General features: G+C 40.0%; 9 protein-coding genes. 8 read left to right on the top strand and 1 reads right to left on the bottom strand.

Features of this window, described 5'->3' with window-relative positions; translation table 11 throughout:
- Nucleotides 1–337: 337 nt before the first annotated feature.
- Complete coding sequence (locus tag PJIAN_RS02130; protein WP_068701554.1) at nt 338–1,837, top strand: DUF6057 family protein; 1,500 nt, start codon at nt 338–340, stop codon at nt 1,835–1,837.
- A gap of 15 nt (nt 1,838–1,852) precedes the next feature.
- Complete coding sequence (locus PJIAN_RS02125) at nt 1,853–2,983, top strand: Rid family hydrolase (protein ID WP_236714360.1); 1,131 nt, start codon at nt 1,853–1,855, stop codon at nt 2,981–2,983.
- Nucleotides 2,984–2,992: 9 nt separating this feature from the next.
- Here the strand turns inward: PJIAN_RS02125 and PJIAN_RS02120 are convergent, their stop codons facing one another.
- Nucleotides 2,993–4,537, bottom strand: coding sequence for a TolB family protein (locus PJIAN_RS02120; RefSeq protein ID WP_084252217.1), 1,545 nt, complete (start codon nt 4,535–4,537; stop codon nt 2,993–2,995).
- A gap of 119 nt (nt 4,538–4,656) precedes the next feature.
- Here PJIAN_RS02120 and trmB point away from each other — a divergent pair, with 119 nt between their 5' ends.
- The 6 genes from trmB to PJIAN_RS02090 all read left to right on the top strand — a co-directional run bounded on the left by trmB (nt 4,657) and on the right by PJIAN_RS02090 (nt 16,291).
- Nucleotides 4,657–5,415, top strand: coding sequence for a tRNA (guanosine(46)-N7)-methyltransferase TrmB (gene trmB / locus PJIAN_RS02115; RefSeq protein WP_068701552.1), 759 nt, complete (start codon nt 4,657–4,659; stop codon nt 5,413–5,415).
- A 77-nt stretch (nt 5,416–5,492) separates the two neighbouring features.
- Nucleotides 5,493–6,554 carry an Mrp/NBP35 family ATP-binding protein gene (locus PJIAN_RS02110; RefSeq protein WP_068701550.1) on the top strand — a complete coding sequence of 354 codons (1,062 nt, stop codon included), beginning with the start codon at nt 5,493–5,495 and terminating at the stop codon, nt 6,552–6,554.
- Nucleotides 6,555–7,060: 506 nt separating this feature from the next.
- Nucleotides 7,061–10,285 (top strand): SusC/RagA family TonB-linked outer membrane protein, encoded by a 3,225-nt coding sequence (locus tag PJIAN_RS02105; protein ID WP_068702688.1) that lies wholly within the window; start codon nt 7,061–7,063, stop codon nt 10,283–10,285.
- A 58-nt stretch (nt 10,286–10,343) separates the two neighbouring features.
- Nucleotides 10,344–11,903, top strand: coding sequence for a SusD/RagB family nutrient-binding outer membrane lipoprotein (locus PJIAN_RS02100; protein ID WP_068701548.1), 1,560 nt, complete (start codon nt 10,344–10,346; stop codon nt 11,901–11,903).
- Between the two features lie 34 nt (nt 11,904–11,937).
- The gene (locus tag PJIAN_RS02095) at nt 11,938–12,495 is read left to right on the top strand and encodes a lipid-binding protein (RefSeq protein WP_172795558.1); all 558 of its coding nucleotides are present in this window, start codon (nt 11,938–11,940) and stop codon (nt 12,493–12,495) included.
- 649 nt (nt 12,496–13,144) lie between these two features.
- Nucleotides 13,145–16,291 carry a SusC/RagA family TonB-linked outer membrane protein gene (locus tag PJIAN_RS02090; protein ID WP_068701544.1) on the top strand — a complete coding sequence of 1,049 codons (3,147 nt, stop codon included), beginning with the start codon at nt 13,145–13,147 and terminating at the stop codon, nt 16,289–16,291.
- Nucleotides 16,292–16,294 lie beyond the last annotated feature (3 nt).

Below are 16,294 nucleotides of genomic sequence, written 5' to 3'. Positions count from 1 at the left end.
GTAATCATTTTTTGTGCAAATTTTGAGGCATGACCTTTCTCCGATATGAAGTTATCTTACCATCTATCTGGAGGGTTGGGTGACAAACTGCTTTGGTTTTGTTGCTTTGATTCATCTACTGATGTTCGGCCACTCTTAAAGGATACTGCACGACGAGTGTATATCCCTTGCACCCCAAGCTATTGGCTTATGAAAGAATTCGGCTATCTTTGTGTCTGTAATTCAAGTAAAATGTGTTAGTTTTTATGTTGACAACTAATAGTTTTCTGCGTTAACTGTTTGGTTAATGTGGTGTTACCTGAATTTCGGTCAATGCGTTTTTGTTTGCTTATCTGCCATGAAATCACAGAAAAAAAAGGACGGTGTCAAAAAGAAATCTTTGCCGTTCAAGAATATATCTGATTATACTCAGTTTCAATTGGGTTGTATTGCACTGTTTGTGCTGTTGGCGTTTAATCTGACAAGTGTACAAAACGATTCGGTGCTGAAGTGGATTGACGAATTCTCCATTTTTTTACCTACCTCTCTCTTTTTTTCTGACTGCTTTCGGTTTGCTGGTGGATTGCTGATCTATTTGGGGACATTTTTCACGCAATTTCTATACTATCCGTGGTTGGGAAGTGTTGCGTTTATTTTGCTCCTGCTGGCAATTCAATACTTATCCATTAAGGCTTTTCGTATTCCCCGGCACTATTTTCCTCTCTCCTTTATTCCTGGGTTAATGCTTCTGCTGTCTGTTTCCGATTTAGGATACGTTTGGATGTCGCTTAAATCGCCAGGCTATTTTTTCTCCAATGCTTTGGGAACAGTGTCTTTTTTGCTGTTGTTCATCGCATATAAAAGAACTCTTCATCTGCTGCTTCGTCTTGCCAGTCTTGTTTTTATCGTTGCAATAGGTTATCCCTTGTTCGGTTTTTATGCTCTATTCACCGGGCTAATCATTGTTCTTTACGAACTGTTTCCATTTTGGAGAGACAAAGATGCGATGCGATTTGTAATTGTCGGCGTGGGTTTGTCTGCGATTGTTTTAATTCCGCAGGCATATTATTATTTTGCGTATAGTTACATGCAGCAGTTTTATGTATATACAGCTGTTCTGCCCCGTTTCTTTTTCAATTCAGCGGAGTTCGTTTTGTGGATTCCGTTCATCCTGTTGTTTCTATCTTTTCTGCTGGCTCTGTTGTTTTTGTTCCGACATAGCGAAGTTTCTCCGAAACCGGCTAAAACTGCCGTAGTCTTATCTTCTATAATTTACGTGTGTGCTCTGATTTTTACCTATGTGATGTCGTATCAAAACGAAAACTTTATGGCAGAGGTAAAAATGGCTGCTGCAGTGGACAAAGGGAATTGGCAAAAAGTAACGGTGATAGCCGGAAATATGAGGGGGACACCTACTCGTAATGTGGTATTGAATAACAATTTGGCCATATTTAAGCTCGGCTATAATGCGGGAAAAGGAGTGATGGATATTAACAATGTAGTTCCAACCCCGAGTGTTCGTCCCGGTATGGCACTTCTGCTGATGAGTGGTCGTTCGCTTTTTTATAACTATGGTAAGATAAATGAGAGTTACCGGTGGAGCATGGAAGGAACAGTAGAGTTTGGGTTGCGAGTGACTTATCTCAAATATATGGTAAAGTGTGCATTGCTGAACCAGGAGTATGCTTTAGCCCGGAAATACAACAACGTATTGTCTCAAACAATGTTTCATCGCAAATGGGCCGAAAAATATCAACGCTACATAGACGATCCTCGTTTGGTAAAGGAGGATAAAGAGATGAACGCCATTCGATCGTTGATGCAAAAGGGAGATAGTATTAATATTGATTTTCATTAAGAAATGAACTATAGTGTGATACGATATGATGACTTGTCGGTAAAGGCGACTTGTAGCATCTATCGAAAACCGAATCAAGCAGCTGTTTTACACGCAATTTTGGAGTTGACGGAATCCGCTTTCCCGGCCGGAAAGCAGTTTGATTGCTTACATCTGGGAATGTCTCGTATTTTGTCTGAATCAGCATTCCGAGATGTTGCCCTGGTCTGGAAACGCTATTTTGTATCCGATGTTGCGAATCAGGCAGAATACTTGCCAGCAGGAGGTGATGAAGCTGTTTCTCTGGTGCAGCAACCTCCGTTGTCGGGCTCGAAGGTGGTGCTGTGGTTGTGCGGAATAGAAAATGTTAGTTTAGGGAAAATGCAAGGGAACGGGACATTAGTGAAGCGGCCTCACTATTCTCATGTTTTTCATGCACAATTACACGAACAAGCGGGAACTGTAGAGCAACAAACAAAATCGGTGTTTGATGCGTATGGAACATATTTAAACAAGCTTAATGCCTGCCTGGAGTCAAATTGCATTCGAACCTGGCTTTTTGTGAAAGACGTCGATCGTCAGTATGCGGGCATGGTTACAGCCCGAAAGACCTTTTTTGAAAAAGAAAACCTCACGCTGCAAACACATTATATAGCCAGTACTGGCATTGAGGGAAGACACATTCATCCCGAGGTTCTTGTTTTGATGGATGCTTATGCTGTTCTGGGACTGAAGAAGGAGCAAATTCAGTATTTGAAAGGATCAAGTCATCTCAACTCTACGAGTGAATATGGAGTCACTTTTGAACGAGGCACTGCCGTCTTGTACGGTGATCGGTGTCATGTGTATATTTCAGGTACAGCCAGTATCGACAATAACGGCGATATTTTATATTTGAGAGATATTGAAAAGCAAACTGCCAGAGTGCTTGAAAATATTTCTGTCTTATTAGAAGAGGCAGGGTGCGATATGAAGGATGTGGCTCATCTTCTTATTTATCTTCGGGATGTTGCCGATTATGCATTTGTCCACTCTTATATGCAGGCGCATTATCCGTCAATCCCGAAAGTGATTCTGCTGGCTCCCGTCTGCCGCCCGGGATGGTTGATAGAGATCGAGTGCGTGGCGATAAAAGAGATGAGCAATCCTCAGTTTTATCCTTTCTGACAAAGATGGCTACTTGTTAAAGTAGTGTTTGGCGTCAATAGTATCTTTTTTCAGGGCTTGTTTGTTTTTGGGATTGTAAAAGGTTGCCTTTGTAGGTTTTTTGTCAATGGCCTGTATCAGTTGGCGTTGTGTTGCAGCTACCGGTTTTACCATAAATTCGGGGATGTTGAACGACTTAAATAATGCGGTGTAAAAATTGGGGTCTTTTTGTGGTAGAACGAAGGGTTTATGCCCCTTGCCGTTTTTAAAGTAGGCAATGTATGGTCTGGTGTATGATCCATCTTCACGGCGAGAACTAAAGATAATCCAGTTTCCATTGGACGACCATGAGTGGTAACTGTCCACATCCGGACTGTTTAGCTCCGTCATAGGTGATACCCCACGATTGCTCAAATCAATTAAATATAAATCGCTGCTTTTGTGCCATATATGAAAGTTGCCATATTCGCCCAAAGTAAATAATAGATACTTGCCATTGGGCGACACTCTTGGAAAAGTGGCGCTTTTGTGAATTGATGCGGCATCGAAAATCATTTCTGTGTTTCCAAATTCCAATGTTTGAGGATTAAATGCCTTTCGGTAGATGTTGTAATAGTATTTTTTGTAATTTTTTCTTATCGTATCCCCGGATGTTGATTTTTGAGGATATTGGGCGGCTACATAGTAGAGATACTTTCCATCGGGGCTCCATGCCGGAAATGTTTTTAATTCGTTGGGATCGGCAGAGATCTCGCGCACCTCGTTTTTATCTACATCATACAGTATCAGATCCGATTTTAGGTCCATCACTTCCACTTTTTCTTTGTTGTAGTCGTGGAAATATTGCCTGATATCATTTACGGAATAAGCAATTAAGTTTTTGTATGGATGCCATGCCGGGTACACACCTCCTGACATGGTATATTCTGTCTTTAAGTCGACCTTTTTTATGCCGTTAGGGGTTACAATGACTGTTCCTCCTTTGTTTTGGCGCACATGAAATTGCATCTTGCCGGTTTTGTTATAATTCTGATACGAGTGGCAATTGATGCATTGTCCATCTTCTCCCTTGGATAACAGACTGTTGTTGTATATAACCTCTTCCTTAAAGTTCGTTAGATTCCGCTGATTGATGGTAAGATATTCGTAAATGGTGTACGAGGGTTCGATTAACCGGTAGGAAATATAATCATCAATATTCTCGGGGGCAATGTAATTTCTGATGGTTGAGAATTTGTGCCATCTGTCGTTCCCTTTTACATAAATATCCACATACAACGTATCGCCTTTGTTGTCTTCGAGTAGCTGATGCCATTTTTGTAAATTCCATTCTACTTTCTGACCATCTACTTGCAGTTTATCTCCTTTCCGGGAATATGCCACTGAGATAAAGTCGTCTCCCGGTTCCTTTATGAGAAAATTCAGCGGAGCAATGTTCCAGGGTATTGAAAGATTTGTATAATCCGGGTAGAGAGATGGAGCTCTGTTGATAGATTGGTAATCGGAGGGGAGTTTTGCTGTGCAGGATATGCATAAAAAGGTTATTAGGCAGCAAAAAATAAGGTTGTTTTTCATTTCCCGTTTGTATTAGAACAGTGAGAACAAAGATACTGACTTTATTCATTGCCAACATCTTCTTTGCATTTTATTTGGCTCGAAAATTGAGTATCTTTGTGCCTCTTTGCAATTATAATATGGGGAAAAACAAATTACAGAAATTTAGAGAGTTAGAACAACTTGAACATGTGTTTCAGGTGCCGTCGGAACAACTGCGCGCCGGACAGCAATGTGAAATGAAGGGTCGTTGGCGTGAATTTTTCGGCAATGACAATCCGATAGTACTTGAACTCGGGTGTGGCAAAGGCGAATATACAGTAGAGCTGGGTAAACGTTTCCCCGATAAAAATTATATTGGCATTGATATAAAGGGAGCTCGTCTTTGGACAGGTGCAAAAGAGTCTTTCAATTGTGGAATGAAGAATGTGGCTTTTGTCCGTACAAATATTGAAATGCTTCCTTATTTCTTTGATAAGGATGAGGTTAGCGAAATTTGGTTGACATTTCCGGATCCTCAAATGAAAAAGAAGACGAAAAGACTTACAAGTACCGGATTTTTAAATTGTTATACCGGTATTGTGAAACCGGGAGGTCTTCTTCATCTCAAGTCGGACAGCAATTTTATGTATACCTATACCAAAGCAGTTGTTGCCGAAAATCAGCTGAAGGTAGTCGATTTGTGCGATGATATTTATGCACAGCGTCTGGATGACGCGATCTTATCTATTAAAACCTATTATGAACAACAATGGCTGGCTCGTGGTATTACGATAAAATATATCTGTTTTGAACTGGATCCCAAAGATGAATGGAAAGAGCCTGAGGTTGAAATAGAGCTGGATCCTTATCGCAGCTATGGAAGAAACAAACGTAGTGAATTAAATCTTACCGATTAATATAAACTTGAATTCAGTCTGCATGAGCAGATTTGAAATTGTAACCCCGATTAGCTTCGGGATAATTGTAAATAATCATGACATTATATCCAAAATTAATTCTTGAAGCGCTTGCTCATGTTCGCTATCCGGGTACCGGAGTCGATGTGGTGAGCAGCAATATGGTCGAAGACAATATTCGTATAGAAGGAAACAAAGTTTCGTTTTCTCTGGTCTTCGCGAAACAAAACGACCCTTTTGCCAAATCGTTGGTTAAGGCTTGCGAACAGGCAATTCATACGTATATCGGGTCAGAGGTGGAAATTGTGGGCAATATCGCCGTGAAGTTTACTGAAGCTCCAAAGCCGGTAGATGAAAAGCCGCTGAAAGGAGTGAAGCATATCGTTGCTGTCTATTCCGGCAAAGGTGGGGTAGGGAAGTCTACCATAGCGGCCAACCTTGCTGTGGCAATGTCTAATCTCGGATTCAGCGTAGGTCTTCTCGATGCAGACATTTATGGCCCATCCATTCCTAAAATGTTTGGTGTGGAAGATGATCGCCCCACGGTTGAGGTAGTTGATGGTAAAGAAATGATCCAGCCCGTTGTACAATACGGAATCAAAGTCTTGTCGATCGGGTTCTTTGTTGATCAGGCGAACGCATTGGTATGGCGGGGCCCGATGGCAGGCAACGCCCTGAAGCAATTAATCAACGACACCGCTTGGGGTGAGCTCGATTATCTGTTTATCGACATGCCTCCGGGAACGGGAGATATTCACCTTACGTTGGTTCAAACGGTTGATTTATCTGGTGTTATCGTGGTTGGAACCCCACAGGAGGTCGCTTTGGCGGATGTTCGAAAGGGAGTCAACATGTTCACAAATGATAAAATTAATGTTCGGGTTTTGGGTGTTGTTGAAAATATGGCATGGTTTACGCCTGCAGAACTTCCACAAAACAAATATTATATCTTTGGAAAAGAAGGATGCAAGCGTCTGGCCGAAGAGATGAACGTACCATTGCTTGGCCAAATCCCTCTTGTTCAAAGCATTTGCGAAAGTGGAGATGCCGGTTCTCCGATTTCTCTCAATGACGAGTCTCCTATGTCAATCGCATTTCAATCATTGGCGCAAAAAGTCCATTCAATTCTCGGTAATTGATAAATTATAAGACACTTTCATAAAAGAGGCAATACATTCCGTATTGCCTCTTTTTATTTATACGTTCGGTAATATAAATACAAATATTAACAGTATTGAAACGCCGATTATTCTTCTTATTCAATAAACACGCGGTTTCGTTTTTAAAAAACTGCGCTTAAATATTAATGTTATAATAAAATTGCAGTTCGAAGCAATATTATTTAGGTATTGTAAGTGTATGTTATTTATAATTAACACTGCGTTAAAATGATGCGCTATTATTTGCTGAATAAATAAGTAAATAACAATAAAATAGCTGTTTAAGTGCTTACTTCAGGGACTTCCGGTTGAGGTATGTGTAGATATTTGAACATGATAACTGGGAGCAGAGAAACAAATTGGTATAAAAAGCACATTTTTATAGTCAAATAGTTGCAACGAAAGGAAAAAGATTCTATTTTTGTGGTTGACATTTTTGAAAAACAGACTAATTTAAGGTGAAAATTAACTTAAAAGTGAAAGGTATGAGAAAATTAATGATGATGTTATGCTTAGTAATAAGCATTGGTTGGGCTGCGGCTCAGACCAGAGTGACAGGGACAGTGGTCTCGACTGACGATGGTCAGCCGATTATCGGAGCCTCTGTCGTTGTAAAAGGTACCTCGTCCGGTACGATTACAGATGCAGATGGTAAGTTTGCTCTGACATTACCTGCAAATGCTAAAGTTTTGGTGTTTTCATACGTAGGGATGAAGACGGTTGAACTAACAGCGAAGTCATCTATGCAGGTACAAATGCAGTCTGATTCCCGTCAGATTAGCGAAGTTGTAGTTACTGCAATGGGGATCTCTCGCTCTTCAAAAAGTTTGGGCTATGCAGCATCTACTGTAAAAGCAGATGAACTTAACCGGGCAACTCCGGTATCTGTAACAAATGGTTTGACTGGAAAAGTTGCCGGTTTGAATATCTCAAATTCAGGTGGTACCGGTACTTCAGAAAAAGTAATCATTCGAGGTTTCACATCTTTCAACAACAACCAGCCTTTGTATATTGTAGATGGAGTGCCCATTCAGAATAGCTTTATGGGTAGCGCAACTACAAATCAGGCAGTCGACTTTGGTAATCAGGCAGGTGACATCAATCCCGATGACGTTGCTTCTGTAACGGTCTTAAAAGGAGCTTCTGCTACAGCTCTTTATGGCTCACGTGCTGCAAATGGTGTTATTTTAATAACAACAAAACGTGGTGCTACTGACTCAAAACTGCAAGTGTCATATACCGGTACAGCTACAGTCTCTAATGTACTACGCGTTCCTCAATTTGAAAACATGTTTGGACAAGGATGGCCACTACTTAATCAGGCCGGTACTTATGAGCCAGGTCTTCAGGAAAATGGGTCGTGGGGTCCCGCCTTGGATGGTATGATGCGTACCTGGGGTGCTCCTTTAAATTCACAGGGGATTTATACTCCGGTGGCTTCAGGCGGTGTGCAGCGTGTTAAACCCTTTGGATATGTAAAAAACAATCTTCGCGATTTTTATGATAATGGGTTGGAACTAAACAATAATATCAGCATATCGGCAGGGAATCAGAATACCTCATTTGTGATGACTTACAACAATGTTACTTCAGATGGTATTCTTCCTACAAACGTTGATAAATACAGCAGAAATACATTCTCTGTTCGCGGTGATGCAAACTTTAAGAAATTTCATGCTAAAACAGATATTAGCTATGTTCGCAAGGATATCAGAAATGTGAGAGGTGGACAGGGTGGCGCTACCGGTGCTACAACCTTCCAGGATCTTATTCAGACTCCGGTGGATGTGCCTTATTTGTCAATGAAAAACTTTAATGATCCGTATAACAATACCGACAATTTCTATACTGCTTATGCTCAGAATCCTTACTGGATTATTGCAAATAACCAAAGTGTGTATCAGGATGACCGCGTATACGGTAATGTTGAGTTAAGCTATGATGTGGCTTCAGGACTTAAAGCTGTAGGTCGTTTGGGCGGTGACTTTACCAACTCCAGACAAAGAGCATGGGCTGCACAGATGATACCAGCATCTACCTCCTGGGTGTTGTTGAACGGAAAATCTTCAGTGCCGGGAAACTACGAAGAATACAATGTAAATTTGAATCAGCTCGATGCGACATTTATGCTTAACGCTGATTACAGCCTGTGGAAGAACTTTAGGGTAACCGGTACTGCAGGTTGGAACCTGAATCAACGGGGAACTTATTACATTGATGCTTATCAGGGATCAATTGACGTACCAAACTGGTATAATCTTTCAAATGGTACAGCTTTGCCAACAACTACTTCTTCAAGATCTAACCGTAGACTTGTAGGTTTGTTTGCTCAGGGAGACATTTCTTATAAAGATTGGGCATTCTTGGGGATTTCTGCCAGAAATGACTGGTCTTCTACTCTTCCTAAAGGTAAAAACAGTTTCTTCTATGGAGGTGTAAATGGGTCTGTAATTTTGACAGATGCTATTAAATCCTTGCAAAACACCCCGATTAGCTATTTGAAACTTCGTGCCGGTATAGGGCAAACTGGTAACGACGCTGATGTTTATCTGACAAATAGCAAATTTGTGCCAACCCAGATCACTTTAGGATTTGGTAACTTATATACCCCGTTAAACGGAGTTTCGGGTCTTACTCTTTCTAATACGATTTACAATCAGAACTTGAAACCTGAAATTTCAACAGAAGTTGAATTTGGTATGGATCTTCGGATGCTTCAAAATCGTATAGGTTTAGATTTGGCATGGTATAACAAAAACACAAAAAATCAAATCATTCAGGCCAACGTAGCACCAGAGTCAGCTTATGTCTACAAAGTTAGAAACGTTGGTTTGATTAATAATCAGGGTATTGAGGCAAGACTTTATGGATCTCCTTTGAAAAGTAAAGATTTTGAATGGGAAGTAGGCGTTACTTTTGCAAAGAACTGGAGTAAAGCTAAGGAACTTTGGGATAATGTAGATCGCTATCTTTTGACTAGTGCGTATGATGTTTATTATGTAATGCTGAAAGGACAGGCATTCGGACAGTTCCAGGTGCCAAAAACCCTTACTGTTTCGGATAAAACATCTCCTTATTATGGGAAAGTTATTGTAAACGCAAATGGTCTTCCTCAGGTCTCATCAACCGAATTTACCACTATTGGTTCATCAACTCCGGACTTTACAATGGGCTTTACTTCTACATGGAAGTATAAGACATTGACTTTAAGTGTTGTGTTGGATTATCGTCAGGGTGGTTATTTCTACAGCAACACTGCACGTATGCTTGATTGGAATGGTAATGGCACCAACACTATGTTTAATGCTCGCCAACCTTTCTTGGTTCCTAATTCGGTAAAACAGCTTTCTTCAGGTGGATATGCAGAGAACGATATTCCAATTATGACTACAAGTGTTAATAATTATTGGAATTACTCTACAAACAATAAAGGAATGGAAAGCAATTGTGTGCTTCCAAAAACTTATGTGAAATTGAGAGAAGTAACTCTGACATATGCAATGCCTAAAAAATGGTTTGCAAAATCACCTATTAAAGATGCTCAGATTAGTCTGATTGGAAGAAATCTTTTAATGTGGACTCCGGCTAAAAATAATTTTGTTGATCCCGATCAGTCAAACTATGGTAACGACGTACTGTCGAACTTTGGAGAATTTTCATCAGCTCCTACAGTCCGTAATCTTGGCGCGTCATTAAAACTTAATTTCTAACAGTATAAGAAGGGATTTTTTATAAATATTCCTTTCTGTAACATAAAAACAGATCAATATGAAAAAAATTATAAACTATTGCCTGGGGTTATTTTTGCTTGCCTTCGTGCTTTCGGCCTGCACAAATTATCTGGATATTAATAGTGATCCAAATTACCCGGCTTCAGCAAGCACACCTCTTTTGTTATCATCCGGTACAACCTGGTCTGCTTCCATTTTGGGTTGTGATATTCAATTGGTTGGAGCCTATTGGGCACAACATTATTCTCAAAACAATACTTCTCAACAGTACAATACTATTGATCAGTATAATTTGTCTAACAGTAGTACCTATTTTACACGCTACTGGTCTTCTATTTATACAGGAGCATTACCGGATCTTAAACTTGTGATATCACAATCAGAAGCTGCTGGTACATGGAATTATTGGATGGCGGCGAAAGTAATGACTGCATTTGACTTTAATATGTTGGTGAGCCTTTTTGAGAAAATTCCTTTTACCGATGCATTGAAGGGAAGTGACAATTTGACTCCAGCTTATGATGAAAGCAAAGCTGTTGATGCAGGGATTATCGCGATGTTAGATGCTGCTATCGCAAAGAAAACTGATGCTGCAGCTCAAGTGAGTATGGGCTCAAAAGATATGGTTTTTGCTGGCAATATTACTAAGTGGGTTCAGTTTGCAAAGACTCTGAAGTTGAAAATCCTTATGCGCGATTTTACAACAAATCAGGCTGCTATTCAAGCTTTACTTACAGAAGGAGACTTATTGGCCGTTGATGCAAAAATGACAAATTTTACTGATCAGGAAAATAAATCGAACCCTCTGTTTGAAAATGATCGTCGTAAGTTGAACACTACCACCAATATCCGTGTTAGTGCGACCTTGGTTCAATTCCTAAAGGCAAACAATGACCCTCGTATTGCAGCATTTGCAGAACCTACCTCCCAAATGTTTCAGGTTGGTGCAACCGCAGCAGCGGATAAAATTATAGATGTTCCGGCAGATCAGAAACCCTATTATAGAGGTTTGGATCAGGGAACTTATGGAATTACAACATTTAGCTCAAATGTTTTCCCGACATCTGTTCATTCAAGAGCAGTGTTGGCCGCGACAGACCCGGTTTATTTTATGTCAGCAGCTGAAAGTTATTTCCTTCAGGCAGAAGCTTGGGCACGAATTGGAGATTCGGGAAAGGCTAAAACAGCTTATGAGACAGCAGTAAAAGCAGCTTTCTCTCGCTGGGGTTATGATGCAACAGCATTCTTGGCTGCAGGTGGTGCTTATGCATTCAATGCAACCTCTACAGATTCTATGTTGAACTGTATTCTTATGCAAAAATGGGTTTCATCGGCTCGTACCGACTCTTGGAATGCTTTCTTTGATATTTGCCGTACAGGTATTCCTGCTTTAGGAGCTCAAACTGTAACTGATCAGTCAAGAATTGCGGTAATTAATTCAAGCTATGTAACAGGAACTTTGGCTCCTTCTGTGGGTTCTGTATTGTTAGCAGGACAATACCCGCACAGATTCTTGTATCCCAAGACATCTTCTGATTATAATCCAAACACTCCGACTGTACTTCCGCTTTATCAAAAGATGTGGTGGCACAAGTAAGATATGAAATAATAATTTGTCAAAAAATATGCGTATGAAATCAATAATAAGATCATTAATTTTACTGTGTGTTTTTGCTGCTACTTTTGTGAGCTGCGAAACATATTCGGATCCCAAAGTGGATTATTCGCCGATTTATCCTTTGTCGGGAGAATGGAGAGTACGGATTAGAAACACAAATGCAGATACTTTGGTAAGCAAAACTTCCATGTATACATTGGGTACTTATAATACCTCCGATAATTCGACTACTCAAATGTGGTTGAGAACTACTTCTAACATTCCGACATTCCATCCGACAAGTACTCTGAGGACTCTGAAATCAAAAATCTCTTGTGATGTGACAGGCCTTAGTTTTTCTACAACGGGTATTATTCAAAACCTAAATGTTACAACAAATGCGGTTATTGATACAATCACTATAACAGAAGGAAAAGTCACTCTTAATTCTGTATCAATGCCTTCAGGGGTAATGAGTGATCGTATTTCTTTCAAGCTGAAGAAATCCAAATCTCCGGGTGTTACTTATCTGGTTGATGGTTACAGAAGAACTCGTTGGAACGAAGACGAAACGTTTATTACATTTAAGTAATAAGTTAATTTGAATCACCTTTCTAAAAGGCCTCCTTGTGAGGCCTTTTTTTGTGCTGTATTACAACAAGATGATGTGAGATTTACTGCGTAATGCAAATATGGGTCTGTAGCTTTTTGTAGATTTGATCTTTGTTTTAAAATTTAAGTGCTATTTGGAATAATTTGGATCAAAGCTATGAAATTGTATATAAAATAGGGTGTTATTGCATGCTATTTGATATGGATATGGGTGTATTATTTCAATTTGTAATTAATCTCACATTTGTTATATATGATTAAATCTATTCTGAGTTGTGCTGTTAATTTAATAATCGCTGCTTTTTCTTAATATTGCCATTGATTAAGTATATATATGCAATTAGTATATACTGTTTTTGTAAATGTAATGATTTGTACTTCAAATAAATGCTTTATATTTTAATTGTATATACTTACATGTTGGAATATGTGCAATAAAATACGTAATCATGATGCCACAATTAAGTATAAAGATGCATTAAATATTACATAGTGATTGTTTTTGTCAAGAAAAAATAACAAATTGAAACTGTTTGGGTTGTATGAGAAAAAAGATGGGTTTATCTTTGCACGTTTTTTAAAAGTTACGAGTATAAACTAATCGCGTTTTTTAACAGAAAGTGAATCCTATGAGAAAAACAATTACACTGCTATGCCTATTGATAGGTATTAGTTGGGCTTCGGCTCAAACAAAAATCTCGGGAACGGTGGTCTCAGCTGATGATGGCCAGCCTGTGATTGGGGCTACAGTATTAGTAAAAGGAACCAGCAATGGTACAATTACTGATACAGATGGAAAGTTCTCAATTTCCCTCCCTGTACATGGAAAAACATTGATTTTTTCGTATGTAGGGATGTTGAGCGTTGAAAAAGAAGCAAAACAAGGAATGCAAGTGACAATGAAATCTGATGCAAAACAGATTAACGAAGTAGTTGTAACAGCATTCGGTATTAAAAAGGAACAAAAGGCTCTTGGCTATGCCGCTCAGGATGTCAAAGGTTCCGATTTAGGCAGAGCAGGGAGTACCGGATTATCAAGTGCGCTTGATGGTAAGGTATCAGGTGTATCTGTGACTCCATCAAGCGGTATGCCGGGGGCTTCAGCACAGATCACAATTCGTGGTGCCCGTTCGTTCTCAGGCGACAATACTCCTCTTTATGTTATTGATGGTATGCCTGTCGCTTCGTCATCCGATATGTCGACGGGAAATAGTGTTACAGGAGCTGACTACTCAAATCGTGGGATGGATATTGATCCGAGCGATATTGAAAGCCTGACTGTGTTGAAAGGACAGGCTGCTTCTGCGCTTTACGGTATACGTGCATCGAATGGTGTGATTGTGATTACTACTAAAAGTGGGAAAAACCTTGCAAAAGGAAAACCCGTCATCACTTTCTCCACAAACAATAGTGTGGATGTGATTGCCCGTTACCCACAGCTTCAAACTTTATATGCACAGGGTTCTAATGGCGCGTATTCACCAACAGCCTCTACTTCATGGGGACCAAAAATTGTAGACTTACCTAAAGATGCGGGTTATGGAGGCGAAACCGCAAACAAATATACAAGCAACGGAGTTGATCCTCATCCCGGAATGTATTATGTTCCTCAACGTGCTAATGCAGGATTGGATCCATGGGTAAAACCTCAGGTATACAATAACGTGAAGGATTTCTTCCGTGAAGGCTATACTACAAGCAACTCGGTGAACATAAGTCAGGCATTGGATAAGACCACATATTCATTCTCTCTGTCAGGAACAAAACAATCAGGTATTGTGCCAAGCACTGGCATGACCCGTTTTGCCTCAAAAGCAACAGCAGAAACGAAACTGGATGACCACTGGAAAACTGGTTTTACGGCCAACTACACCCAAAACCATATCGATAAATCAACATCAGCTAATGACGGTATCGTGGCTACAGTGTATCCGGCGCCTGCTTCTTATGACCTGAAAGGTATTCCTTGTTTTTATGCAGGTAATCCTTATAAAGAAAATACGTATCGCTCGACTGCCGGGTTTGATGCAGCTTACTGGTCTACGGACAAAAACAATAATAGTTTCACGGAAGGAACAAACCGCTTCTTTGGAAATGGATTTATTGATTACAGCACCGCGTTCGGAACTAAAAACCAAACGTTGGATGTGAAATATCAAATCGGTGCCGATTCATACAGTACACTTTATGAAACAATCTGGGGTTATGGCCACCAGGGAGGAATGGGCTCAGCTGAAAACCAAACATATAAAAAGACGACCATCAACTCTCTGTTGACAGCAAATTATACCTATAAACTTAACGAAGCATGGGACTTTGCTGCATTGCTCGGTAATGAAATAAACGATGTAAAAACAAAATATCTGGATGCTACCGGACAAACATTCAATTTTCCGGGCTGGAACAATCTGAATAACACGGTTACCAAGAATAATTATGTTTCTCAGTTGGGAGATCGTACGGTTGGTTTCTTTGCCAATCTTTCTGCAACATGGAAGAATATGCTTTATTTGAATGCTACCGGTCGTAAAGACTATGTGTCATCCATGCCAAGAGGTAATCGTTCGTTCTTTTATCCTTCAGTTTCTGCAGGCTTTATCCTGTCAGAACTCGATGCATTCAGAAATAATTCGGTGTTGAGCTACGCTAAGCTGAGAGCTTCATATGCGGAAGTTGGTCAGGCAGGTACTTATACTCAAAATTACTATTCTGTACCGGTTTATAGCGGAGGATATTGGGGTGGAACACCAATCGTATATCCTGTTAATAGTATAAATGCGTTTACTCCTTATACAGTGGTTTATGACCCCAAATTGAAACCGCAGAATACAATTTCGTATGAAGGTGGTGTCGATTTGAAATTCTTCCATAATCTGATTGGTTTGAGCTATACATATTCAAGACAAAATGTTAAAGATCAGATCTTTAATGTTCCATTATCTGGTTCAACCGGATCAAGCGAATATGTAACAAATGGTGGTAAAATTCATACAAACACACATGAGGTGAACCTGTCTGTACATCCGATTCAAAAGAAGAATACAGACTGGACTATCGCTTTCAACTGGACTAAAATGGACAACTATGTTGATGCTTTGGCTCCTGGCGTAGGTAGTATCTTCCTCGGTGGATTTGAAACTCCTCAGGTAAGAGCTCAGATTGGTGAAAAATTCCCGGTAATTTACGGTTCAAGCTATCAGCGTGATGCTAAAGGAAACTTAGTTGTAGGTAGCGATGGTTTGCCAATTTCAGGTCCTATGCAGGTTATTGGTCGTGTGGCTCCTGATTTTCAACTTGACATGAACACTTCTTTGAGATTGTGGAAGTGTACGATCAGTGCAGTTGTAAGCTGGAAACAAGGCGGCCAAATGTATGGTGGTACAAACGGACTGTTGAACTATTATGGAGTAAGCAAAGAAACGTCTAACCGTGACGCTAAAATCGTAGTTCCGGGTGTGTATGAAGATGGAACTCCGAACACAACACAGGTTACTTTGCAAAAGTATTATTCTGCAATCAATGGTATTGACGAATCATCAATTTACAATACTTCTTTTGTGAAGTTGCGTGAAATCTCTCTGAATTATCCGTTGCTAAAATCGGGATCAACCAATTTGGATCTGACTCTTTTTGCCCGTAACATTCTCATCTGGACAGAATATCCAAACTTAGATCCGGAATCATCTCAGGGGAATACAAATATGGCTGGCGCGTTTGAGCGTTTTTCGTTGCCTCAAACGTCAAGCTTCGGATTGGGTCTGAATTTTAAATTCTAATTG

It is taken from the genome of Paludibacter jiangxiensis, from assembly GCF_001618385.1.
Taxonomy (GTDB): Bacteria; Bacteroidota; Bacteroidia; order Bacteroidales; family Paludibacteraceae; genus Microbacter; species Microbacter jiangxiensis.
Note: the sequence above shows the minus strand (reverse complement) of the source record. Positions and strands in the feature narration are given on the sequence as shown.